Annotated in this window: 28 protein-coding genes; 10 read left to right on the top strand and 18 right to left on the bottom strand. The window is 65.1% G+C overall.

Going from position 1 to position 22,734, the window contains the following annotated elements:
• The first annotated feature begins 4 nt into the window (after positions 1 to 4).
• Positions 5 to 850: an HNH endonuclease gene (locus FCF25_RS11835; RefSeq protein WP_137048847.1), complete on the top strand. Its 846-nt coding sequence runs from the start codon at positions 5 to 7 to the stop codon at positions 848 to 850.
• A 6-nt stretch (positions 851 to 856) separates the two neighbouring features.
• Here FCF25_RS11835 and FCF25_RS11830 read toward each other — a convergent pair whose 3' ends face one another.
• Positions 857 to 1,144: a transcriptional regulator gene (locus tag FCF25_RS11830; RefSeq protein WP_117591887.1), complete on the bottom strand. Its 288-nt coding sequence runs from the start codon at positions 1,142 to 1,144 to the stop codon at positions 857 to 859.
• Positions 1,145 to 1,234: 90 nt separating this feature from the next.
• Here FCF25_RS11830 and FCF25_RS11825 point away from each other — a divergent pair, with 90 nt between their 5' ends.
• The gene (locus FCF25_RS11825) at positions 1,235 to 2,203 is read left to right on the top strand and encodes a sugar phosphate nucleotidyltransferase (protein WP_137048846.1); all 969 of its coding nucleotides are present in this window, start codon (positions 1,235 to 1,237) and stop codon (positions 2,201 to 2,203) included.
• A 275-nt stretch (positions 2,204 to 2,478) separates the two neighbouring features.
• On the opposite strand, the gene FCF25_RS11820 is transcribed toward FCF25_RS11825, so the two are convergent.
• The gene (locus FCF25_RS11820) at positions 2,479 to 3,195 is read right to left on the bottom strand and encodes a diphthine--ammonia ligase (protein ID WP_117591891.1); all 717 of its coding nucleotides are present in this window, start codon (positions 3,193 to 3,195) and stop codon (positions 2,479 to 2,481) included.
• A gap of 86 nt (positions 3,196 to 3,281) precedes the next feature.
• Positions 3,282 to 3,548: a helix-turn-helix domain-containing protein gene (locus tag FCF25_RS11815; protein ID WP_217353070.1), complete on the bottom strand. Its 267-nt coding sequence runs from the start codon at positions 3,546 to 3,548 to the stop codon at positions 3,282 to 3,284.
• A gap of 46 nt (positions 3,549 to 3,594) precedes the next feature.
• Here FCF25_RS11815 and FCF25_RS15675 point away from each other — a divergent pair, with 46 nt between their 5' ends.
• Positions 3,595 to 3,765 (top strand): hypothetical protein, encoded by a 171-nt coding sequence (locus FCF25_RS15675; RefSeq protein WP_168191246.1) that lies wholly within the window; start codon positions 3,595 to 3,597, stop codon positions 3,763 to 3,765.
• A gap of 62 nt (positions 3,766 to 3,827) precedes the next feature.
• Here the strand turns inward: FCF25_RS15675 and FCF25_RS11810 are convergent, their stop codons facing one another.
• The 7 genes from FCF25_RS11810 to FCF25_RS11780 form a co-directional block, all read right to left on the bottom strand.
• The gene (locus FCF25_RS11810) at positions 3,828 to 4,778 is read right to left on the bottom strand and encodes a phosphoadenosine phosphosulfate reductase family protein (RefSeq protein ID WP_137048845.1); all 951 of its coding nucleotides are present in this window, start codon (positions 4,776 to 4,778) and stop codon (positions 3,828 to 3,830) included.
• 211 nt (positions 4,779 to 4,989) lie between these two features.
• Positions 4,990 to 5,961, bottom strand: coding sequence for a phosphoadenosine phosphosulfate reductase family protein (locus tag FCF25_RS11805; protein ID WP_117591894.1), 972 nt, complete (start codon positions 5,959 to 5,961; stop codon positions 4,990 to 4,992).
• Positions 5,962 to 6,151: 190 nt separating this feature from the next.
• Positions 6,152 to 6,718: a hypothetical protein gene (locus FCF25_RS11800; RefSeq protein ID WP_117591896.1), complete on the bottom strand. Its 567-nt coding sequence runs from the start codon at positions 6,716 to 6,718 to the stop codon at positions 6,152 to 6,154.
• 129 nt (positions 6,719 to 6,847) lie between these two features.
• A complete protein-coding gene (locus FCF25_RS11795; protein WP_117591897.1) occupies positions 6,848 to 7,192 on the bottom strand; it encodes a glutaredoxin in 345 nt (114 codons plus the stop codon).
• Positions 7,193 to 7,483: 291 nt separating this feature from the next.
• On the bottom strand, positions 7,484 to 7,864 hold the full coding sequence (locus tag FCF25_RS11790) for a cupin domain-containing protein (RefSeq protein WP_254425859.1): 381 nt from the start codon (positions 7,862 to 7,864) through the stop codon (positions 7,484 to 7,486).
• Entirely contained in the window at positions 7,861 to 8,508 is a 648-nt protein-coding gene (gfcR, locus tag FCF25_RS11785; protein ID WP_117591899.1) for a transcriptional regulator GfcR, read from the bottom strand. Before gfcR ends, FCF25_RS11790 begins: the two co-directional genes overlap by 4 nt.
• Positions 8,492 to 9,577 (bottom strand): glucose 1-dehydrogenase, encoded by a 1,086-nt coding sequence (locus FCF25_RS11780; RefSeq protein ID WP_117591900.1) that lies wholly within the window; start codon positions 9,575 to 9,577, stop codon positions 8,492 to 8,494. Before FCF25_RS11780 ends, gfcR begins: the two co-directional genes overlap by 17 nt.
• A 236-nt stretch (positions 9,578 to 9,813) precedes the next feature.
• On the opposite strand from FCF25_RS11780, the gene FCF25_RS11775 reads away from it, so the two are divergent.
• The gene (locus FCF25_RS11775; protein ID WP_117591902.1) at positions 9,814 to 10,599 is read left to right on the top strand and encodes an NRDE family protein; all 786 of its coding nucleotides are present in this window, start codon (positions 9,814 to 9,816) and stop codon (positions 10,597 to 10,599) included.
• Between the two features lie 60 nt (positions 10,600 to 10,659).
• Positions 10,660 to 11,013 carry a MarR family transcriptional regulator gene (locus tag FCF25_RS11770; protein ID WP_117591904.1) on the top strand — a complete coding sequence of 118 codons (354 nt, stop codon included), beginning with the start codon at positions 10,660 to 10,662 and terminating at the stop codon, positions 11,011 to 11,013.
• Between the two features lie 36 nt (positions 11,014 to 11,049).
• On the opposite strand, the gene FCF25_RS11765 is transcribed toward FCF25_RS11770, so the two are convergent.
• From FCF25_RS11765 to FCF25_RS11745, 5 genes are all read right to left on the bottom strand, one after another.
• Positions 11,050 to 11,466 carry a GNAT family N-acetyltransferase gene (locus FCF25_RS11765; protein ID WP_137048844.1) on the bottom strand — a complete coding sequence of 139 codons (417 nt, stop codon included), beginning with the start codon at positions 11,464 to 11,466 and terminating at the stop codon, positions 11,050 to 11,052.
• 71 nt (positions 11,467 to 11,537) lie between these two features.
• Positions 11,538 to 12,290, bottom strand: a complete 753-nt coding sequence (psmA, locus tag FCF25_RS11760) for an archaeal proteasome endopeptidase complex subunit alpha (protein ID WP_117591907.1) — start codon at positions 12,288 to 12,290, stop codon at positions 11,538 to 11,540.
• A gap of 5 nt (positions 12,291 to 12,295) precedes the next feature.
• The gene (locus FCF25_RS11755) at positions 12,296 to 12,775 is read right to left on the bottom strand and encodes an Rpp14/Pop5 family protein (protein ID WP_117591909.1); all 480 of its coding nucleotides are present in this window, start codon (positions 12,773 to 12,775) and stop codon (positions 12,296 to 12,298) included.
• Positions 12,776 to 12,781: 6 nt separating this feature from the next.
• Positions 12,782 to 13,453 carry a class I SAM-dependent methyltransferase gene (locus FCF25_RS11750; RefSeq protein WP_137048843.1) on the bottom strand — a complete coding sequence of 224 codons (672 nt, stop codon included), beginning with the start codon at positions 13,451 to 13,453 and terminating at the stop codon, positions 12,782 to 12,784.
• The gene (locus FCF25_RS11745; RefSeq protein WP_137048842.1) at positions 13,437 to 14,135 is read right to left on the bottom strand and encodes an RNase P subunit p30 family protein; all 699 of its coding nucleotides are present in this window, start codon (positions 14,133 to 14,135) and stop codon (positions 13,437 to 13,439) included. Before FCF25_RS11745 ends, FCF25_RS11750 begins: the two co-directional genes overlap by 17 nt.
• 114 nt (positions 14,136 to 14,249) lie before the next feature.
• Between FCF25_RS11745 and FCF25_RS11740 the strand changes: the two genes are divergently transcribed.
• Positions 14,250 to 14,768 (top strand): hypothetical protein, encoded by a 519-nt coding sequence (locus tag FCF25_RS11740; protein WP_137048841.1) that lies wholly within the window; start codon positions 14,250 to 14,252, stop codon positions 14,766 to 14,768.
• A gap of 358 nt (positions 14,769 to 15,126) precedes the next feature.
• Here the strand turns inward: FCF25_RS11740 and folP are convergent, their stop codons facing one another.
• Positions 15,127 to 17,619: a dihydropteroate synthase gene (gene folP, locus FCF25_RS11735; RefSeq protein ID WP_137048840.1), complete on the bottom strand. Its 2,493-nt coding sequence runs from the start codon at positions 17,617 to 17,619 to the stop codon at positions 15,127 to 15,129.
• 144 nt (positions 17,620 to 17,763) lie between these two features.
• Here folP and FCF25_RS11730 point away from each other — a divergent pair, with 144 nt between their 5' ends.
• Both FCF25_RS11730 and FCF25_RS11725 read left to right on the top strand, forming a co-directional pair.
• Positions 17,764 to 18,156, top strand: a complete 393-nt coding sequence (locus tag FCF25_RS11730) for a hypothetical protein (protein WP_137048839.1) — start codon at positions 17,764 to 17,766, stop codon at positions 18,154 to 18,156.
• 70 nt (positions 18,157 to 18,226) lie between these two features.
• Entirely contained in the window at positions 18,227 to 18,565 is a 339-nt protein-coding gene (locus tag FCF25_RS11725) for a hypothetical protein (protein ID WP_254425858.1), read from the top strand.
• A gap of 29 nt (positions 18,566 to 18,594) precedes the next feature.
• On the opposite strand, the gene FCF25_RS11720 is transcribed toward FCF25_RS11725, so the two are convergent.
• Positions 18,595 to 18,780: a hypothetical protein gene (locus tag FCF25_RS11720; RefSeq protein WP_137048838.1), complete on the bottom strand. Its 186-nt coding sequence runs from the start codon at positions 18,778 to 18,780 to the stop codon at positions 18,595 to 18,597.
• A gap of 288 nt (positions 18,781 to 19,068) precedes the next feature.
• On the bottom strand, positions 19,069 to 20,652 hold the full coding sequence (gene purH, locus FCF25_RS11715) for a bifunctional phosphoribosylaminoimidazolecarboxamide formyltransferase/IMP cyclohydrolase (RefSeq protein ID WP_137048837.1): 1,584 nt from the start codon (positions 20,650 to 20,652) through the stop codon (positions 19,069 to 19,071).
• Positions 20,653 to 20,821: 169 nt separating this feature from the next.
• Between purH and purB the strand changes: the two genes are divergently transcribed.
• Both purB and FCF25_RS11705 read left to right on the top strand, forming a co-directional pair.
• Positions 20,822 to 22,249, top strand: coding sequence for an adenylosuccinate lyase (purB, locus tag FCF25_RS11710; RefSeq protein WP_137048836.1), 1,428 nt, complete (start codon positions 20,822 to 20,824; stop codon positions 22,247 to 22,249).
• A 72-nt stretch (positions 22,250 to 22,321) separates the two neighbouring features.
• Complete coding sequence (locus tag FCF25_RS11705) at positions 22,322 to 22,549, top strand: zinc ribbon domain-containing protein (protein ID WP_137048835.1); 228 nt, start codon at positions 22,322 to 22,324, stop codon at positions 22,547 to 22,549.
• Positions 22,550 to 22,734: the final 185 nt, after the last annotated feature.

The raw sequence follows: 22,734 nt of genomic DNA, 5'->3' as shown, positions 1-22,734 counted from the left end.
CGCTGTGAAACTAAGCGAACTTGAACTCGACGTCGGTGAGCAACTCGCTCCATCCACTCTCAAGGAGCGCTTTGACCGGGGGATGACCGGTCGTGGCATTGAAATCTGCTACGATGAGGAGAATCAACGCTATCTCCGCGTCTTTTCCGACGAAGACGGACCCTACAGCGACGATGTTCGGCCCGGACAGTTTCTCTATATCGGAGACGGAAAATCAGGGGACCAAAAACTGACACACGGTAACAAGGCATTGGTGAATTCCATCGAGAGGCCGCTACCGATTTTCTTCTTTCACAGAGAGGCCTCCGTTTCTGAATGGGAATATCAGGGTCTGGTCGAGGTTGTGAACTACGAATATGGTCCGCTCAATCCTAATGAACGCAGCGTGTTCCAGTTCCTTCTTCAACGCGAGTCCGAAGGCGTCGAAGTAGTCGATGAAGTTGAATCGGTTGCCGACCTTCCACAACCGGACCGAACCGAAGTGACGAGGTGTAGAGTCATCAGAAACACCACTCGCGTTCGTCGGTTGAAGGAACTCTATGACTTCTCGTGCCAGGTTTGCGGACAACAACGCAGACGGAGTCCCGATGAACCGTACGCCGAAGGCCACCATTTGCAACCGCTTGGCGGGCATCACAATGGCCCAGACGCCGCAGAAAACCTCCTCGTCCTTTGCCCGAATCATCACGCTGATTTCGATTACGGGGTTATCGAAGTTGACCCGGAGACACTGCGGATGTCTCATGCTTACGACTCGGCGGTCGACGGTCGCTCCTTGACCGTCTCAGCGTCGCATAAGCTCGACACATCGTTCTTAGAGTACCATAACCGATGGATTGCTAATTTCTGATAGGCGCTATTCGATTTTGAACACCGCCTCCTCGATGCTCTCGCTCCGGCAGTCGGGACACCGCGAGGGGTAGTTCACGGGGTCGTCGAAGTTCGAGAACCCGCAGTTTCGGCACTCCGGCGGCGCGACGAGAAACCGTTCGTCGGTGTCGTCGAGCGACTGGGCGACGTGTCGGAGGTGGTCGTAGACGACCGACCGAGGCGCGTCCACCCGCGTCGAGAGACCGCTCGCGGTCAGCGGTTCGTCTCTCAGCGCGTCGGCGATTCGCTGGCGGGTGGTCTCGGTTTCGTTCATAGCTTCGAGTACGGCCGAACGGCCAAATTCCTTTTGTAGGCCGTCGATTCGAGCAAAACAGTCATCACGGCTGGCATTGATTACCTGTCTATGAAAGCAGTCGTCCTTGCTGGAGGCTACGCCACGCGACTTTGGCCGATTACGAAGCACCGCCCGAAAATGTTCCTCCCGGTGGGGGAGTCGACGGTCATCGATACGATATTTGCCGACCTCGAAGCCGACGACCGAATCTCGGAGGTGTTCGTGAGTACGAACGAGTACTTCGCCGACGAGTTCGAAGCGCACCTCGCCGAGTCGGAGTTCGAGAAACCGACGCTCTCGGTCGAGGAGACCAGAGCCGAGGACGAGAAGTTCGGCGTCGTCGGCGCGCTCGCGGAGTTGGTCGAACGCGAAGGCGTCGAGGAGGACCTGGTCGTCGTCGCCGGCGACAACCTCATCAGTTTCGACGCCGCGGAGTTCGTCGACTTCTTCGAGGAGAAGAAGTCACCGATTCTGGCCGCCTACGACGTCGGCTCGCGCGAGCGCGCGAAGTCGTACGGTCTCGTCCAACTCGACGGCGACCAGGTCGTCGAGTTCCAGGAGAAGCCCGACGATCCCAAGAGCACGCTCGTCTCCATCGCCTGCTACGCGTTCCCCGCCGAGACGCTGCCGAAACTCGACGAGTATCTCGAATCGGACAACAACCCCGACGAACCCGGCTGGTTCCTCCAGTGGCTCCAGACGCGCGAACCGGTGTACGCGTTCAGTTTCGACGAGGCCTGGTACGACATCGGGACGCCCGAGAGCTACCTCGAAGCCGTCGCGTGGAAACTCGGCGGCGACAACTTCGTCCACGACGACGCGACGGTCGAGAACTCCGAACTCGGCGAGAACGTCCAGGTACTGCCCGGAGCCGAGGTCCGCGATTCGACGCTCGAACGCGCTGTCGTCTTCGACGGCGCGACGGTCCACGACTCGACGCTCCGCGATACGATCACCGACATAGAGACGCACATCGAGGGGCTGCAGTTGACCGAGACGCTCGTCGGCGAGCACTCGAAACTGGTCGGCGAGGAGTGACGAAACCACCCGCGTAGTCTGCTTTTTGTATCTCTGTCCGCTCTGATTCCTCCGCAGTCGTCTCCTCACCGCTCCCCGAGTCGAGCGTCGGTCACCCGAATCCGTCCTCGCATCCCGTCCCACTCCGTCTCGTACTCGCACCTTTTGCGCTGCGGACCGCCTCCGGCGGCCCTCGGCAAAAGCTGCACCAAAAGCACTCGTCGTTCACTCCGCTTCGCTCCGTTCGCTCCTCGGCCCGCTCGCTCCTTCGGTCGCTCGCGGAACGAACTCGCTGCTTACCGCTCCCCGAGTCGAGCGTCGGTCACCCGAATCCGTCCACGTGTCCCCTCCCACTCCGTCTCGTACTCTAACTCGATGGGTTTCGACATGTGCGGTCCGTCGGTCACCAGCGTCTCGAACTCGCCGCCCTCGCCGAGGATGTGCACGCCGTACTCCTCGTTGAGCTCCGCTAACTCCGCGATGGCGTCGGCGTCGAGCGTTCGCCCCAGCCACGACTCGTCGAGGCCGTGGGCGGCGACCTGAACGATGCGAATCTCGAATCCGGCGTCGAGCATCGCGTCGGCGAGTTCGCGGGGGTTCTCCTGCCACAAGGGTGCAAAGAGGTCGATGCCGAGTCGGTCGCACATCTGCTGAATCCGGTTCGTCTGGAACTCGCTCTCCACTGCGCCTGCGGTGACACCCGCCAAATCGAGTTCTCCCTGCAGTTCTCGGAGCGCCGCCTCCATCGGTTCGAGTTCGGCGTCGCCCTGTTCGCCGGAGTCAGTCGCTAATTCGGCCTCGAAGGAGCCGGGTTCGACTTCGACGAGTTCGACGCCGACGCTCTCGGCGGCGAGCCGCGCCAGTCGCGTCTCGGGGACGTGGTACATGTACGAGTCGCCCTCGGGGTGGACGGTGAGCAGTCGACTCACGTTCAGCCCGTCTTCGAGCGCCAAGTAGAGCGCCCACGAGGAGTCTTTACCGCCCGAAAAGAGGCTCACCCAGTCGTCGGTCATTGGACGGAGTAGTGACGAACGGGGTTTACACGCTACGATTCGGCGCTCTCGTCGCCCGTCGTCGGGGTTCGCGCGCCTCGTCCGCGTCAGTACTCGTCGAGTTCGGTTTCGAGCGACTGCCACCAGAGGTGGCCCCGCTCTTGCACCTCCATGTGTTCGAGCACGCCCGCGTCGGTCAGCGATTCGAGTCGCTGATACATCGCCTCAGGAGGTACGCCGAATCGCTCGGCGAGATACCCCGTGTTGACGACCGGTTGCGGCGCGCGGCGAATCACCTCGACGATGTCGCTGGTCGGAATTTCGGCCTCGGAGACGCAGTCCGGCATCTCGCGGCGGTCGTCTTCCGCGTCCATACGGTCGGTACTCTCTGGAGCGACTAAGCACTCTGGCGAGAAGCCGATGAATGTACGCGCAAACGACGGATTGGCGGTCGTCCGTCCACGAGAGGTGCGAACCGCGTCGGAGGGGAGACCGTGGATTCCGGAGTTCGACTCGTGGCGGGAGTTCGATTCGAGACGGGAGTTCGATTCGAGACGGGAGTTCGATTCGAGACGGGAGTTCGATTCGTAACGAGATTCGGTGTCGTGACGGGAGTTCGGTATCGTGGTCCGCGGTTTACTGGCTCTCGGGTTTCACATGTAGCCGAGGTCGCGCAATCGCCCCATGATGTTCTCTTTGTCCTGTGCGCGGCCCTCTCGTTCGGTCGTTCCGTCCAAATCCTGCATCCACGCCGGGCGTTCGTCGGACTTCGCCGACCCCGACTCGGTGCCGAGCGAGCGGAAGCCCTCGAAGTACTTCGGCGAGACGGGGAGGTCCTCGGCAGTCAGGCCCTCGGGCAGGCCCTCGCGCGACCCCGGGACGTGTCCTGCCGGGTAGCCCTCGACGGTGTCGGGGACGACGAACTGCCAGAACGCCTCCCAGACGTCGCCCTCGTCGAACTGGAGGATGGTGTGGATGCGGTCGTGCGGCGGGTACTTCTCGGAGTCGTGGCGCGGGCTGAAGAACGTCTCGCCGGCGCGGGACTCCTGTTCGTCCCAGCGGACGCCCGAGAAGATGCCGTCGAATCCGTACTCCGTAAGGGTCTCGTTCAGCGCGACGGTCTTCAGGAGGTGGTTGCCGACGAACGTGTCGGCGTCGAGGACGAGCGTCTCGTCCTCGTACTCCAAGCGGGCGAGTTCCCGCTGTGTCGCTTCGCTGAGTTCGCTCACGACGAACTCGTCGCCGGGTTCTGCGCCGAGGCGGGCGAACTCCTCGTTGCGCGCGACGACGAGTTCGAGGTCCCACTCGTCGACCCAGCGGTCGACGAACGCGGTCACCTCGGGGAAGTGCTCGAAGTGGTCGATGAAGACCACCGGCGGCACGTCGTACCCGTTCTCGCGGGCGACCTCCATCACGACGTAGAGAACGAGCGTCGAGTCCTTTCCACCGGTCCACATCACCGCCGGGTTGCGGTACTCGTCGAGCGCCTGCGCGGTGAGTTCGGCGGCCTTCTCGACCTTGTCGCCGAGGGAGGGGTAGTCGGCGGCGGTCTGGGAGGTCCCGGCTTCGTAGTCTACGTCGAGATACTCGGGGAAGTTAGCCATACACTCCCTGTCGTTATACGGAATAATGGTTGTTTCCGCTGTCAGTGCGTCGCACTGTCTCTATCGGGTGCGAGCGGTCACGACGAACGTACTAAGCGGTCATTTTCTGCGGTCGTCCCCGAGAACGGGGGTCACATCGGCGGTGAGAGCCGCTTCGGAAAGGAGATTCAAAGATCGTTCGGCGGTGTCTCGGCGGCGTTTCGGCCGGTCTTCACATGTAACCGAGGTCGCGCAGGCGCTCCATCAGGTCCTCTTTGTCCTGGGCGCGGCCGGCGCGTTCGGTCGTGTTGTCGAGGTCCTGCAGCCAGGCGGGCGTGGACTCGGTCTTGTCGGTGGAGACCTCGCTGCCCAGCGAGCGGAAGCCCTCGAAGTACTTCGGCGACACCGGGATGTCCTCGTGGGTGAGGCCGTTCGGCAGGTCGTCGTAGTCCTGCGGGACGTACCCTTCGTCGGGGTACTCGTCGACGCTCTCGGGCACGACGAAGTGCCAGAACGCCTCCCAGACGTCGGCCTCGTCGAACTGGAGAATCGGTTGAATGCGGTCGTGCGGCGGGTAGATCTCCGGGTCGTGACGCGGCGAGAAGAACGTCTCGTCGGCGCGGGCTTCCTGTTCGTCCCAGCGGATGCCGGAGATGATGCCGTCGATGTCCTCGGATTCGAGGGCGTCGTTCAGCGCGACGGTCTTCAGGAGGTGGTTGCCGACGTACGTGTCGAGCAGGAACGGGAACGTGTCCTCCTCGTACTCGAGGATGTTCCGGACGTGGTGCTGGTTGTGTTCGGAGAGCTCCGAAATCGGGATGTCGTCACCGGGAGTCAGCCCGTGTTCGTCGACGTAGTCGCCGACGTCGGTGTTGCGAGCGTACTTCACATCGAGGTCCCACTCGTCGGCCCAGCGCTCGACGAAGTCGAACAGGTCGTCGAAGTGCTGGTAGTGGTCGATGAACACCGCGGGCGGTTTTTCGAGGTCGTAGCGCTCTGCGACCTCGTTGACGAAGTACAGCGTCAGCGTCGAGTCCTTCCCGCCGGTCCACATCACCGCGGGGTTCTCGTACGCTTCGAGGCCGGTTTTCGTCACCTCGATGGCTTTCTCTATCTTGTGCTGGATGCTCGGATAGTCCTCGGCGGTCTCACCCTCACCGTCGGTGTAGTCTACGTCGACGTACTCTGGGAAGCCTTCGGGCATCTCGTAATGAGATATAATTACCGGAGTAAAGTGTCTTATGGCTCGTCGCAACGCGTGCGTCGGCGTGTGTTCGAATCGCACACTCGGCCCCTCGAGCGTGTCGTGTGCATCCACCGCATCGAACGTGTCGAAAGGCCGCGTAACCGCTCGTCCGGACCCGGTCTGTCGGAGAAACCGCCGCGCGTGCCGTTCAGTTGATGAACTTGTTGTCGCGCCAGTTGATGCCGTTGCCGCCCGAACTGTTCTGCTGTGGGTTCTCGACCACCTCGACGCTCGCCGGGCGAACGTCGCCTTCGACGATGCGGGTCGCGCGGAGGTCGCCGTCTTCCTCCGTTATCGCCGTGAGCGTCCCTTTCTCGGCGAGTTTCGCTATCTCGCACAACACCTGAAACATCGGGAACTGTAGCGCCGTGTTCTGTAGCACCGTCTCGCGGTCGCCCTTGAAACAGGCGAACTCGACGAGTTCGGAGGGAATCTCCTCCTCCTCGTCCTGGGCCCACTGCGGGCCGCCGGCGCGCGGCGGTTCCTCTTCGTACACGCGCGTCTCCGTGACGCTCGCCTTGAGCTGCGCCGTCGGCGTGTACTTGCTCAGGCTCTCGTCGTCGGAGATCGCTTTGATGATGAGGGTGTTGTTTCGTCGTGTGATGTCGATGTCGGCGACCTCCGTCGGGAGGTCGGGATTACCGTCGAAGTAATCCTCTACATCTTCGAGTGGCAGTTCGAGCGTCGAGTGAAGTCTATATACGCGGCCTGACATTTTCTTGTGCTTCTGATGGGGGATGGGTTGGTACTGCGCTGTACGCGCAAATGCCGGTACGCGTGTCCTTTAGGGGCTGTGGGGATATAGGGGCTGCCCTTCTATCCAAGATTACTGTTTGGAAATAAACTACGACGAGCCGAGCGTCGCTTCGAGTTCGCCGCGCTCGTCGAGTTCGGCCAGAATGTCGCTCCCACCGACGAACTCGCCGTCAACGTACGTCTGGGGAATCGTCTCCCACCCGCTGTGTTCCGACAGGGCGGCGCGGTACTGGTCGAGCGCCGGCAGCACGTCCACCGTCTCGAACTCCTCGCGGTGCTGGCTGATGAGTTCGACCGCTCGCATCGAGTAGCCGCACTGCGGCATCAGGCGGTTCCCCTTCATGAACAGCACGACGTCGTTCTCCGCGATGGTCTCGTCGACTCGCTCTCGAACCTCGTCGGCGCTGAGGTCGCTTCCCGGTTGGAACGTCATGCGAATCGGTACGACACCCCGACAGATAGGGGTTGCGCCCCGTTGCGGTAGAAGGGTCGTTCACGCTCGCGGGGAGCGACGACCTACCGCTGGCGCGGGCCGCGACTCCGAGCGGCGCGAAGCTTCAAATACGAGGACGGGACCACCTGCTCGCGTGTCGTGACTATCGACCGCGGGCGGTTCGCGGGTGTGCGGCCACCCGCTCGCGGGGACGACTCGATATCGGATAGGCCGCCTGTTCGCCCATCTGTGGTGTCGCAACCTCCGTGTTGCTCGACACGACGCCGACGTTCAATCGAGGTACGTCGTCTCGGTCTGCGTCAACTCGTCCTCCCTGTCACCGGTGTTTCTGGTCGCCGCCGGTTCGAAGAGCAGTATCTCGGCTTCCGCGTCGGCGACGGGTCGGTGTTCGACGCCGGCCGGCACGACGAGTAGTTCGCCCGACTCGAGCAGAACGGCCTCCTCGTCACGGAACTCGATACGGAGTTCGCCCGAGACGACGAAGAACAGTTCGTCGGCGTCGTCGTGGCTGTGCCAGACGAACTCGCCTTCGACTTTGGCGAGTTTCACCTCCTGCCCGTTCAGTTCGGCGGCGACGCGCGGGGACCACTGCTCGTCGAACGAGTCGAACGCCTCGGCGAGCGCGACTTTCTCTGGCGGCAGCGTACTCACTCCTCGCCGACGCTGACGACGTTGATGAGCGAGTAGACCGGAACGCCGTCTATCTCCTCGATACCCTGTTTGTCGACGACGACGACGGCAGCCTCGACGGTCCCTCCGTGGTCGTGGACGGCTTCGATGGTCTGGCGCATCGTCGTGCCGCTCGTGATGATGTCGTCGACGACGTAGCAGCTGCGGTCGCGGATCTGCGCGAAGTTCCGCGAGAAACTACCGCCGAGTTCCTCGATGTCGCCTTCCTCCCACTGGTGTTTCGCGGGAGCGAAGGTGCCGAGGTCGGTGTCGAGTTCGCGGGCGACCACCGTCGCCAGCGGTGCGCCGGCTTTCTCGATGCCGATAGTGAGGTCGACGTCGTCGCCCTCTTTCCCGAGCAGGTCGGCCATCGTCCACGCCATGTAGCTGAGGCGGGCGCTGTCGCGGCCGACGGTGCTCCAGTCGATGTGGATGTCGTCGGGCCCGGTGCCGCCGGAGGGGGAGGCGCTCGTCGCCTCGGGTTCGGAACTCGTCGCGCCGCTGCGCTCGACGAGCCAGCTCGCCGTCTCGCGGGAGACGTTCAGTTCGTCGGCGATCTCGCCCTTCGAGAGGCCGCGTTCTGCCAACTCCGCCGCACTGGAGATGAGGTCATCGACGTTCTTCATACGTACTGAATTGCACGGCGGTTTTTATAGTGGTGTCGTCGTCGTCGAACGCTCGTTCGAACTCGTCGAGGCCGTAGATTCCGGTGACGAGCGAGTCCAAGAGCCACGCCGGCATCGACGCCAACGACTCCGTCGCCGCCTCGAAGTGTCCGACGTGGGAGTTGACGCTGCCGACGAGCGCCTTGTTGTGGAGGACGAGCTCGCTGTGGAACGCGCCGCCGTCGACCTCGAACTCCCAGTCGCTGGGCACGCCCAGAAGCGCCGCCACGCCGTTCGGCGCGAGTGCGTGGACCGACTGGAAGACGTGTTTCGGGAATCCGGTCGCCTCGTAGACGAAGTCCATCGGTTCGTGTACCTCGGGAATCTCGTCGACCGGCGTCTCCCGGGAGTCGACGTACGTCGCGCCGAGCTCCTCGATAACGTCGATAGTCGGGTCGGGGCGGTCGCGGCGGCCCAGACAGTAGAGGCGGTCGGCGTCGTAGCCGTACTCGAAGCCGAGCATCGCCAGCGTCAGCAGGCCGAGGCTGCCGTTGCCGAGCACGAGCGCCGATTCGGGGCTCCACTCGAACGCGGAACGCGACGCGTAGGCGTGTTCGATGGCTTTCTCGGAGATGGAGACCGGTTCGACGAGGAAGCCGACCGACGCGAGCTCCTCGGGGATGGGCACGAGATACTCCTCGGGGCTCGTGAAGTACTCCGCCATGAAGCCGTGCGCGCCGTCGATGCCGCGCTCGTGGTACTCGCCCGCGGGAGCCATATCGGGTTCGCCCCGTTCGAAGTAGTCGTTGGGTCCGTTCGGCGGGCGGCGAACCGTCGGCACGACGACCTCGCCGCGTTCGAGGTCGGTGCCGTTGGGGTCCTCGACGACGCCGACGGCCTCGTGGCCGAGCACGAGGAACTCCTCGCCCTCGGGGAACCCGCCGTGACCCCCGCTCAGCACCTCGTGGTCGGTGCCGTCGACGCCCACGCGAAGCGTTCGGACGAGCGCCTCGCCCGTCGACGGCTCCGGTTTCGGAACGTCGACGACGCCCGGTTTCTCGGCCCCCTCGTACACCGCTATCGCTTTCATACTCGGGCTAGGAGCCTGACCACCAAAACATTTATTCTCTACCGAGTAAACACTACAACTGTCGGTGAGCCTCGTACGCGACGCTTCAGCCCCGTCGCGTGACGCGCAACACCAGCGAACGTCATCCAGCCTGCCAGCCACGTGAGCGCTCACCGCCACCCGTGCCTCTTTCGCGGTTCTCACTCGTCGAAACGTCCGCAACGGAGTTTATGCCGCGCGGTATCCTACACTCTCTCGTGTGTACACTCACTCTCGCGTGGCAGGTGTTTCCCGACGCGCCCGTCGTCGTCGCGGCCAACCGCGACGAAGCGTTCGGACGCCCCTCCGAACCCCCGGCGCGCATCGAGGACGACCCGGCTATCGTCGCCCCCCGAGACGCCGAGGCGGGCGGGACGTGGGTCGGCTACAACGAACACGGCCTGTTCGTCGGCATCACGAACCGCTGGATAGACGCCGACCCCGCCGCGGACCGCTCCCGCGGACTGCTCGTCCGCGACGCGCTCCGACAGGAGTCCGCCGAAGACGCCGCCCGTCTCGTCGAACGCGAACTCGACGAGCGGAGCTACGACGGGTTCAACCTCGTCGTCGCGGACGCAACTGCGGCAGTTCTCTTCGAGTGGGACGGTCGCCTCCGCGTCTCGCAGTTCGACCCCGGCGTCCACGTCGTCGTCAACGTCGGCGCCGACGACACTTTCACGATTCCGTCGGTCCGCTCCGAAGTCGGCGAGCGGCAGGCCGAGAACGCCCGCCGGCTCCGAGAGGCGCTACAGCCCGAGCCGGGCGAATCTTCGGAGGCGTGGCACGACCGGGCGGCGACGGCGCTCGGCGACCACGAGTACGGTGTGTGCATTCACGGGGGTATCTCCGAGCAACGCTCGGACGGCTCGTCGGGCTCGCCCGACGGTGGGTTCGGGACGCGCTCCTCCTCGCTCGTCGCCATCGGCGACGAGGGCGCGAGCTATCGGTTCGCCGACGGGCCGCCCTGCGAAACCGACTACGTTCGGGTCGAAAGCCACATTTAAGCGGGTCGCGGGACGTGTATCCAGTATGAACCTGCGCACGCCACAGACGGAGGTGTTCGCGTGAGCGCCCCGGACCTCGAAGCCGACCTCACGGCGGACGAGCGCCGCGGACTCGAACTCATCCGCGAGACGCGGGGCATCCACCAGAGCGACTTCTGGAAGCAACTCGATATCGGCTCTCGGAAAGGGAGCCGCATCGCGGAACGACTCGCGGATACGGGTCTCATCAAGCGCTCGGAGACGGTTTACGACGGACACAACACGTACTTCCTCGAACCGGCGGCGCGGGACCTCGACTTCTCGCTGCTCATGGCCGGCGACATGCTCTCGCCGTACATCGGCGAGGAGGAGATCGACCCCAAAAGCGACGCGTTCTCGCAGTGGCTAATGAACCTCGCGTACGACGAGTACTGAGCGCTCGCTCGTCCCGCAGTCCCGCTTTTCCCGCCGCTACTCGGTGCTGAGATACATCGCCTTCGACGCCGGCCTGGTCTCCTCGAAGCCGAAGCGCTCGTAGAAGCCGTCCACGTCGGCGACGAGGTTCACGTACGCGTTCGGCGGGGCGTCCTCGTCGAGGAACGCGAGGAGTTCGTCCAGTATCTTCGTCCCGAGGCCCGCGCCCTGGTGGTCAGGATGAACGGCCATGTCCACTATCTGGTAGACGGTTCCCCCGTCACCGACGACCCGACCCATCCCGACGGGCGTCTCGGTTCCGTCCCCGTCCACGGCGAACGCGGTCGCCGCGAACAGCGTGTTCGGCAGGCCGCGCTCGGCACCCTCCCGGGAGCGCGGGCTCATCCCGGCGGCCTCGCGGAGCGATAGATACGCCTTGACGGTTGGCAGCGTCGCTCGGACCTCGTACTGCATACCGGAGAAGGGTCCCAACCGTCGACTTCAGTTTCGGTTCGCCGCGAGAGTCGGGATGTCGGTTACTCGCCTTACTCGGCTTCCTCGTCGTCGCTCGGCGTCAGGTCGTGCTCGGAGAGGTACGACTCGATTTCGTCGGCGGAGTGCTCGGTGTACTGCTCGGACTCCACGTCGATGGTGGCGAGGCCGACGCCCTCGGGTTCGAGTCCTTCGTCGTTCGACTCCGCGAGCGCCGACAGCGCGAGACCGATACCGCCCTCCAAGTCGGCGTCCTCGGTGTAGTTCTCTTCGAGGTAGTCGCGGATGTCCGCGCGGTTCGCACCGACCGAGAGCGCCTTCCACTCGTACGGCGTCCCCGAGGGGTCGGTCTCGAACAGGCGCGGTTCGCCGTTCTCGATGCCGCCGACGATGAGCGCGACGCCGAACGGCCGCGCGCCGCCGACCTGCGTGTACTGCTGGATGTGGTCGGTGACTTCCTTCGTCAGCGACTCGATGCCGATGGCCTCGCCGTAGCGGAGGCGGTTGACCTGCGCGCGCTGCCGGGCGAAGTCGATGAGTTGGCGCGCGTCGGCGACGTGGCCCGCCGAGGCGATGCCGACGTGTTCGTCGGCCTTGTGGAGTTTCTCGACGCTCGACGGCTCCATCAGCGGCGAGCGGCTGCGCTTGTCCGCCGCCAGCACGACGCCGTCGGCGGTTCGGACGCCGATGCTCGCCGTGCCTCGCTTGACTGCTTCACGCGCGTACTCGACCTGGTACAGACGGCCGTCGGGCGAGAAGATGGTGATGCCGCGGTCGTACGCCTGCTGTTGCGCTTGTCCCTGCATAGGTATCACTCGAAATCGAGTTCCGTCGCGCCGAGAACGCCCGAGGGCAGGCGGATGCAGCGTACGTCGTCGCGTGCGACCGCCGGCCGCTCGGAACCCTCGAACACGACCTGTCTCTTCTCGGAAGATGCGGCCGCGCCGCGTAAATAGCTTTCTTCACAGGCGCGCACGGTGCCGGAGACGCCGCGGACTCGCACCCCGATTTCGTCGCCGTCGACGACGCTCAGGCAGGCGAGCGCCGCGCGCGCGTCGTCGACGTGGCCGCGCCGGACGCGGACGACGACCTCGCCGACGCCGTCGCCGAGTTCGAAGCTGTACACCGTGAGGTCGGCGTCCGCGCTCCCGGCGTCGCCCAACAGGTTCTGGGCGGCGTACCAGAGTTCGCGCTGGAAGTCGCCGCGACCGAACTCGGCGTCGGGCCACGTCTCGATACCGACCGCGAGGTAGCGCCAGCGCGGTCGGAGGTGTTTCGGCAGGTGCTTCATCGACGATTACTCGTCGGTTTCGGCATCGCCGCCGCTGCTGTCATCGTCGCCACCGCTGCTCTCGTCGTCGCCGCCGAACCGCTCGGCGACGAGCACGCCGACCTGGTCGTGGACGCGTTCGACGGCCGTCAGCGCGAACCCGGCGCCGGTGAGACAGTCGACGAGGTGGCCGACCGTCGACGGGTCGTCGACCTCGGGGCTGTAGAACGGCTCCTCGGGGTCGGGTTCGCCGAAGAACATCACATCGCCGAGGACGAACTTCCGCGGGCCGAGGTCGGCGACGACCTCGATGGCCTCGCGCTTCTCATCGTCGGAGAGGTGGTGCATGGCGAAGTTGGAGACGACCACGTCTACCTCGCCGTCGTAGTCGGGTTCGCGGAACGAGCCGCGCCCGAACTCGACGTTCGCTATCCCCTGTTCCTCGGCTTTCTTCTCCGCCTGTTTCATCATCCCCTCGCTGATGTCGCGTCCGACGACTCGTTTCGCCTTTGGGGCGAGCGCGAGCGCGATGGCTCCGGTCCCTGTTCCGAGGTCGAGCACCACGTCGTCGGGGCCGGGGTCGGCGTGGTCGACGACGAGCGACGCGCAGGCTCTGTACTCGTCGGAGTCCTGGCTCTCGTCGTAGTCGGCGGCGATCTCCGAGAAGCGGGCGGCGTGTTCCTCAACAGTCTTCTTCATACCTGCCCCGTTTGACCCCCGGGGCTATGAACGACTCGGACGTTCGCTCGCGGTTTCGGGCGGCGAGGCGGCCCCACTCGCAGAGGCCGGCTTTCACCTGGTCGGCCGTGAACCCCACGCGCTCGCCGACGGCGACGAGTTCGCGCGGCGCGCGCAGTTGGAGGTGCGAGGACGGATTCGCGCTGACGACGAACGGCACGTCGTAGTACTCGACGAGTTCGCGGAGTTTCCGCATCGATTTGAGCGCCTGCACGCGCTGGCCGCCGTCGGCGCGCAACACTCGGCGAAAATCGAACTCGACGCGGACGCCGTTTCGCTTCGCCGACTTCGCCAACACGTGGTTGAAGTCGCCGCCGGACATCGGCCGCGACAGCACGTCGATTCGCTCTTGTTCTGTTGCGAAGCGATTCAGTTTGTCGTCGCCGCCGCGGAGGACGAGGAGCGTCGTTTTGGGTCGGAAGTTTCCGACCGCGCCGCTGGCTTGTTCGGGGGTCGCGGCGACGACTTCGACGGCGTCGACGACGTCGACGTTGTAGCGGTCGCTCGAACGCTCGCAGGCGTCGAGGTCGGGTGCGCCCTGCGACCGGACGACGACGCCCTCGAAGCCGTAGTGGGCCGCCGTGCGGGCGAACCGCGAGGGGGTGCTGTCGCCGTCTGGGTACGCGTGGACCGCTTCGTACATGGTGGGCTGTCTGGGTTCTGTTCTCGGCGGTGGGTGCTTGTCGGTTTCGGCACGCGAGGAGTGAGTGTACAGGAACGGGGAAGCGTTGAAATACTCGAAAAATAACATTTCAATGTGAAACGTCGCGAAGCCCTCTCCACAATCAGCGTCGGTGTGTCGACGCTCCTCACGGGTTGTCTCGGGGATAGTATCTTCGGACCCGAGCGGAACTGTCCCGACCTAACTCTCGAAAACGAACGCCCGTACGAACAGCGCGACGTGGACGCACTCGACGACGAGGGGGTCGTCCTCGTCACCTCACGTGACGGTATCGACCGCCTCGCTGACGAACAGTTCACCGACGAGGACGACCAGTGGGTGAACGAAACCGACTTCGAGACTGAACTGCTGGTCGGGTTCCGTCACACTGGCAGCGGCAACGTACAGGACTTCGAACCGGGGATACTGGGCGTCGAAGTGGGGTCCGACCGGACCGTTCGAGTCTACAGTTGTATCGAGGAACTGGAGCCGGGAGATGTCGCGTTCGTCTACACCGCACTGCTCCGCGTTCGGTACGAGGACCACCCACCGACGCGGGCGACGCTCTCACACTGGACCGAAGGCGAGAAGGTGACCTACGCGACTGGCGAGTAGAGGGCGTTGGCAACTGAGGAAGCGAGGCAGCGGGATTTCCGTACTGTTCGTCGTCTCGACTGCAGTTCAGATAGTTTCTGCCGGGGCTACAGACCGCTACGTGATTTTGGAGTGAAACGCAGTTTAGCGGGAGAGTCGCACGCGACTACCGGGAAAGTCGAACGCGACTACCGAGCGCACCGAGAGACCGCACCGCCACCGCCTCAATCCACCGGCGAACAAAGTTCGCCGAGCTGCCAGAACGAAACGCGTTTTGACAACTCCCAGCCTCGGCGTCGGCATAAACGCCGACCCCTCCCTCGCGCGGTTGCTCACGCCCGAGGCGTTCGCGGCCGCGCGCCATCGAAGAGTCAGTGTTCTACTCGAACCGACTCGGATCCTTCGTCGCCTCCGCGACCCGCACGGCCGCGACGTTCTCGGGCACGTCGTGGACGCGGACGATATCTGCGCCGCGGTCGACGGCCAGCGCGGTCCCGGCGATGGTCGCTTCGAGGTTATTTCCGGCTTTCTGCCCGACGAGTTCGAACATCGACTTGTGGGAGTGGCCGACGAGAATCGGACAGCCCAGCGCCTCGAACTCGGAGAGTCGCGAGAGGAGTTCGAAGTTCTCGGGCTTCGACTTCCCGAAGCCGAGACCGGGGTCGACGATGACGCGCTCTCGCGGGATGCCCGCTTTCTCGGCCAAGAGGATGCGCTCGTTCAGTTCCTCGATGACGTCTTCGACCACGTCGTCGTAATCGATCTCCTTGCCCGGCACGACCGGCGCGTCGATGCTGTGCATGACGATGACCGGTACCTCGCGCTCGGCGGCGAGGAATCGCATCTCCGGGTCTTCGAGGCCGGTCACGTCGTTGAGTACGTCCGCGCCCGCGTCGAGCGCCGCGCGGCCGACTTCGGCTCGCCGCGTGTCGACGGAGATGGCCACGTCGAGTTCGGAGATGGCCTCGATGACCGGGACGACGCGCCGAATCTCGTCTTCGACCGACACCGGGTCCGCGCCGGGGCGGGTGCTCTCGCCGCCGACGTCGATAATCTCCGCGCCGGCGTCGACCATCGCCCGCGCTCTGTCGATTGCGTCGTCGGCGTCGAAGAACTCGCCGCCGTCGTGGAACGAATCCGGCGTCACGTTCAGGATGCCCATCACCGACGCGCTGTCGGTCCACGGATAGCCCGATTCGTCGGCCACTCCGCCCTCGTCGAGTTCGAGACGCTCGCGGAGGTCGGCGCCGACTTCCGAGAGACCGTACGGGTGACCGTCGAGCGCGTCGAGCAGTCGCCCGAACTGCGCGAGCGTCCCCGAGAGGACGACGTCGTGGAGCTCGCCGTCGCTGTCGAGGCCGGCGACGACGCACTGTCCGTCGAGACGCGCCATTTCGATTTCGAGCGCCTGCGCCTGTCGGCTCTCGACCTGGGTCTTCACGACGCGGTGGGCGATATCGTCGCCGCCGGCGTCGACCGCCTCGGGCGTCGCGCCCGCTCGCTCCAGCGTCGTCCGCGCCTCGGCCCGAGAGGTGACCTCCTTGGGTATCCCCAGTCGCGTCCACCGCCGCCGCGCCTCGGCGACGCAGAACAGCGAACCGGTGAGGAGCACGCAGTCGTCTGAACCGGCCCGGTCGAGGGCGTTAGACAGCGCGTCGGAGACCGAGTCGACGCTGTCGACGGTTTCGACGCCCGCCCGCTCGAAAACGCGTGCGAGAATCTCGGGGTCCTCCGCTCGGCTGAGGTTCGGTCGACACGTCGTCACGGAGTCGGGCGTCGGCAGGGCGGCAGCCATCTCGCGGTGGTCCTTGTCGTGCATCGCGCCGAACACCAGGTGGAGGTCGTCGTAGTCGAACTCCGAGAGCACGGCCGCGAGAACCTCGAACGCGCCCGGGTTGTGCGCGCCGTCGAGGACGACCATCGGCTCTCGCTGCATCACCTCGAACCGGCCCGGCCAGTGGGCGTTTCGGAGGCCGCGGGCGATGGTGTCGGTATCGAGCTCGACGCCGACCTCGTCGGCGACCTGTCGGGCGAGCGCGACGGCGACGCCCGCGTTCTTCGCCTGATACGCGCCGAGCATCGGCAAGCGGGCCTCGACTGCGAGCGCGTCCGAGACCGACTCCGATTCCGCCGAGACGGCGACGACAGACTCGGTGTGGTTGACGCGGCCCTTGTAGCTCACGCGGAAGTCGGGGTTCTCGGGGGCGTCGGCGTCGTTCGCATCCGCGACGGTGACGACCTCGCCGGCCTGCGCGCGGACGGCGTCCAGCGCTTCGCCCGTCGCGGCGGTGACGAGCGGTCGGTCGGCGGGGGCGACGTGGGCTTTCGTCGTCGCGATCTCCTCGATAGTGTCGCCGAGCACGGCCGTGTGTTCGAGCGTGACGTTCGTGACGGCGCTGGCGACGGGGTCGACGACGCTCGTCGCGTCGAGTTCGCCGCCCATCCCCACTTCGAGCACGGCGACGTCGACGTCGCTGCGGCCGAAGTACCAGAGGCCGAGCGCCGTCACCGCCTCGAAGAAGGTGAGCGGTTCGCCCGCCGCCGCGCGGTCGACGAGGTACGGCTTGGCCTCCTCGACGAACGCACAGAGCGCGGATTCGGGCATCTTCCGCCCGTCGACGCGGACGCGTTCGCGGAGGCTGTCGAAGTGCGGCGAGGTGTAGAGACCGACGTTGCACCCGGCTTCGCGGAGTGTCGACTCGACCATCCGCGCGGTGCTGCCCTTTCCGTTCGACCCCGCGACCTGGACGAACCGGACGTGCTCGTGGGGGTCCCCGAGGTGAGCCAGCAGCGCGCGAACCGACTCGGTCCCCGGTTTCACCTGAAAGCGGCGGAGGTCGAAGAGAAAGTTCGCCGCCTCGGAGTAGTTCATGCAACGGGTGAGTCTGCGACTCCGCTTAGGCCTATCGGACTACTGGGTGGACTCGCCGGTCGGCGAGGAGGACCGGTCGGATAAAAACGGCCTGAAGGAACAAGCCTACATCGGTTGTTGCTGGACCGACATCGTACAGACGAGATGCTCGGAACCGTTACTGTCGGTCGAAAGGCGGCGAAGTACGGCTACAAAAAGTACGGCGTTCCGGGTGCGGTCGTCGCCGGAGGGGCCGCCGTCGGTGGCGTCTACGTCGCCAGAAAGACGTTCAAGTCGAAGTTCGGCGGCGACGCCGAGAGCCTCGCCGAGACGACGGACGGCGAATCGGCGGACAGCGAATCGGCGGACAGCGAGTTAGTGAACGTCGAGTCGGCGGACGACGAGTCGACGACGGACGTAGACGCCGCCGACCCGGCGGAGACGGAGGCGGACGAGCGCGAGGACGTCGACAGACACGAAGACGTCGACGAAGACGAAGTCGACGAGTCTCGGGATACGGAGGCTGATTCGGATACGCAGTCGGACGACGAGACGTAGAGGTGTCAACTCGCCGTTCTCGACCGAACCTGCCCCAACGACTATCATTCTGGCTGCGGTGTATTTCGGTGTGACAGAGTACACGCTGCACGAACCGACGATTCGCGGTGCGACGCAGGACGCGCCGAACCGGTCGCTCTCGGATGACGACTTCGCGACCGACGACCTCGCGGATCTCGACGATTACTTCCTGCTGTCGACTTCGGGCATCCCGCCGGAGTCGTTCGAGGACCTCTACCTACCGGTCGTCCACCTCGACCAGCGACTGAGCCTTCCCCTGCTCCGTCAGGCGCTCAACGACGTGGAGACGCTCGACATCGACGCCGAGACCAAGAAACAGACGATAGACCTGCTGCACTCGCTCGGCGAGTGCTTCCCGAACGATAGCCTCCGAAACGACGACAACTGACCGTCGTTCCCACGACTCCACCCCGGTCGTCACTCGGGCCGGAGTCGTTCACCTTCTCGACGCGCGTTTCGGTCGGTGTCCAGCACCACGCCGAGCGTCAGAAAGACGACGCCGAGCGCGAGCCACACGGGCGTCGAACCGGTGTCTCCACTGACGCCCATGTACGTCCCGATAACGAGAAACGCCGCACCGACGACCAGAAACGCAACGTGCATGGTAGCACGTCTCACGACACCGTGATAAATCTACTCACGCGAATCTCTCGGTGAGTGGACGTTCGGCGTCGCCTACGCTCGCCTCTCGAACTTCCGGCACTCCTTTCAGTCGTGACGGAAACGCCGTCGCTTCGCTCCTCGACGAGTTTCAGACAGTCCTTCGCTGACGCTCAGTCGTGTCTGAAATACCGAGAGACTCGCTGACGCTCGCCTCTCGAACTTCCGGCACTCCTTTCAGTCGTGCCGGAAGCACCGTGACTTCGCTTCGCTCGTCACGAGTTTCCGTCACTAATCGTGACGGAAACACCGCCGACCGGTGAACACCATCACCATGTCGTGCTCGTCGGCGGCCGCGACGACGTCGTCGTCGTTGACCGAGCCGCCGGGCTGGATGACGGCGTCGATACCGGCTTTCGCCGCTTCCTCGATGCCGTCGGGGAACGGGAAGAACGCGTCCGACGCCATCACCGCGCCCTCGGCGGATTTGCCCTCCGCGTGCTCGTCGGCCTTCATCGCCGCCAGTCGGACGGCGTCGACGCGACTCACCTGCCCCATCCCGACGCCGACCGTCTCCGTCCCGTCGGCGAAGAGGATGCCGTTCGACTTGACGTGCTTCAGCACCTTCCACGCGAACAGCATCGTCTCCAGTTGCTCGTCGGTCGGTTCGCGCTCGGTGACGATTTCGAGGTCGTCGACGGTCGGACTCCAGAGGTCGCGTTCCTGGACGAGCCGCCCGCCGACGATGGGTTTCTCCGTGAAGCGTTCGGAGATGTCGCCGAGTTCGCCGACATCGAGTACGCGGAGGTTCTTCTTCTCGGTCAGCACCGAGAGCGCGTCGTCGGTGTAGCCCGGCGCGACGACGACCTCCTTGAACGAGTCGACGACGAGTTCGGCCGTCTCGGCGTCGCACTCGCGGTTGAGCGCGACGATGCCCCCGAAGGCGCTCATCGGGTCCGTCGAGAGCGCGCGCTCGTACGCCTCCGAGAGCGTCTCGGCGGTCGCACAGCCCGCGGGGTTGGTGTGCTTGATGACCGCCGCGGCGGGTTCCTCGAACTCCTTGACGAGGTCGAGCGCGCCGTCGGCGTCGTTGTAGTTGTTGTACGACAGCGCCTTCGCGCCCTCGTTCAACTGCGGGGCGCTCACGACGTTCGCCTCCTCGCAGGCGTCGTCGACGTAGACGGCGGCGTCCTGGTGCGGATTCTCGCCGTAACGCAGCGTGTCGCCGCGGCGCTCGGAGACGACCCGTCGAGACGGAAGGTCGCCGCCCTCGTCGCCCTCGACGGAGACGCGACCCGACTCGGAATCGACGGTCACGCGGTCCTCGGCGAACAAGCGGACTGCCCGGGGATAGGCGGCGAACTCGGCGTCGTAGAGCACGCGCTCTTTCAGCGACGCCTCGTCGTCGTCATCGAAGACGGGGACGGCCTCCTGGGTGACGATGGGGCCGGCGTCGACCTCCTCGGTGACGACGTGGACCGTACAGCCGGTCGTTCGGACACCAGACTCCAGAACCTGCTCGTGGGCGTCGTTACCGGGGAACGCGGGGAGCAGGGAGGGATGGACGTTCAGCGTCGTCGGCGCGGCGTCGAGGAACTCGTTCGTGAGCACGCGCATGTAGCCGTCGAGGCAGACGAGGTCGAACTCGTAGCCGTCGAGCGCGTCGAGGACGCGTCGCTCGTGGGACTCGCGGGATTCGCCCTCCTCGCGTTCGACGCTCTGGGTCGGGACGCCGCGTTCGGCGGCCGCGTCGAGAACGGGCGCGTCGTCGTGGTTCGACAGCACGACGCTCAACCCGGCCCCGCCGGGCGCTGCGTCGGCGATGTGTCGGAGGTTCCGTCCGCGGTTGCTCGCCAGACCCGCAATCCGTAGCATACGAGAGACGCCCACCGCCGTGGGAAAAACAGTTGCGGTCTGTCGAGCCCGCATATCCAAATACGTGCATCATATTGCCGTCGTTCGAGCTATCGAACCGACACTGTATGCACAGAAGTGGGTTACACCCATCGACACGCTTTTGCCGCGTCCGCGGGCACACCCGAGCATGACAGACCTCTCCCGGAACGACCCGCTGTCGGCCGTCTCGCCGGTCGACGGGCGGTACGCGCGCCGAACGACGCCGCTGGTCCCCTACGCCAGCGAGTCGGCGCTGATGCGCGCTCGCGTCCGCGTCGAAGCCGAGTATCTCGTCGCGCTCGCCGACCTCGAGGCGACGCCGCTGACGCTCGGCGAGGAGGAACGCGCCGCAGTCCGCGACTGCTACGAGTCGTTCGACGGCGACGACGCGCGCCTCGTCAAGCGCCTCGAAACCGAGGGCACCGAGGAGTACTCGGCGACGAACCACGACGTGAAGGCCGTGGAGTACTTCCTGCGGGTTCGTCTCGGCGAATCGGCGACCGTCGACGACGCCGAACGACTCCACCCGTGGATTCACTTCGGCCTCACGAGCGAGGACGTGAACAACCTCGCGCAGCGCTTGCTCGTCGAACCCGCCGTCGAGGACGTGTTGCTTCCGGCGCTGGCCGACGTGCGCGACGAACTCGCGTCGCTGGCGCGAGAGCACCGCGCGACGCCGATGCTCGCGCGGACGCACGGACAACCCGCGACGCCGACGACGTTCGGCAAGGAGATGGCCGTCGTCGCCGCCCGCCTCGGCCGGCAGATGGGCCGGATTCGGGAGGCGAGCGAGGCGCTCTCGGGGAAACTGGCGGGAGCGTCGGGCACCTACGCCGCCCACGTCGCCGCCTACCCGGACGTGGACTGGCGAGCGTTCTCCGAGTCGTTCGTCGAGTCGCTCGGACTCCGACACACCGCGCTGACGACGCAGGTCAACCCCTGCGACGACCTCTCCGCGCTCTTCGACGCGCTCCGCGGCGCGAACAACGTCCTCCTCGATTTGGACCGCGATATCTGGCTCTACGTCTCGGACCGCTACCTCGGCCAGCGAACCGTCGAGGGCGAGACGGGGTCGTCGACGATGCCGCACAAGGTGAACCCCATCGACTTCGAGAACAGCGAGGGCAACCTCTCGAAAGCCAACTCCGATCTGACGTTCCTCGCCGATTACGTCACGACATCGCGCCTCCAGCGCGACCTCTCGGATTCGACGGTCAAACGGAACATCGGCGCGGCGTTCGCGCACTGTCTCATCGGCTACGGAAAGACCGCCGTGGGGTTGGAAAAGGTCGTCCCGAACGAGCGCGTGATGCGCGAGGAACTGGAGGCGACGCCCGAGATCATCGGCGAGGCGGTCCAAACCATCCTGCGGCGTGAGGGCGACACCGAGGCGTACGAGCGCGTCAAGGAACTCACCCGCGGCCGCGACGTGACCATCGAGGAGTTCCGCGCGCTGTTCGACGACCTCGACGTCTCTCCCGAGGTTCGCGAGGAGCTACGCTCGCTCTCGCCCGCCGGGTACACGGGTGTCGCCGACGAACTCGTGAGCGAACTCGACCGGAACGGCGAAAACTGAGCGCGGAGCGTCGGTCGGCGCGTCCCTCACACCGCCGAGAAGATATTTATCCTGTCACGAGAGACGGCAGATATGGTCTCCGACCACAGCCCATCCAGCGCACAGACCCACAATGGCTGCGAGAAATGCGGCCACGACGAAGCGACCACGGACTCGATCTCGACGACCGGCAGCGGGTTCTCGAAGTTCTTCGACGTACAGAACCGGCAGTTCACGGTCGTCTCCTGTACGAACTGCGGTTATTCGGAGCTGTACAAAGGCCAGTCGAGCGGCGACGTCGTCGACGTCTTCCTCGGCTGAGGCGGCAGACCTACTCGGCACAGATGCCGATTTTTCGACCACTGAGGCGTCCAGTTCGCTCGTAGGTCGATGGCGCTAAGAGCTGTACCCTTTGACTTGTACCTCCACAAACGAGTCGTTACCACAGACCCGACACTCTTCGGGAGCCTGATACCGTGCGTACACGACCGAACACTCCTGGCACG

It is taken from the genome of Haloprofundus sp. MHR1 (assembly GCF_005155585.1).
Lineage (GTDB): Archaea > Halobacteriota > Halobacteria > Halobacteriales > Haloferacaceae > Haloprofundus > Haloprofundus halophilus.
The sequence above is the reverse complement of the archived record's forward strand: the minus strand, read 5'-3'. Positions and strand labels throughout refer to the sequence as shown.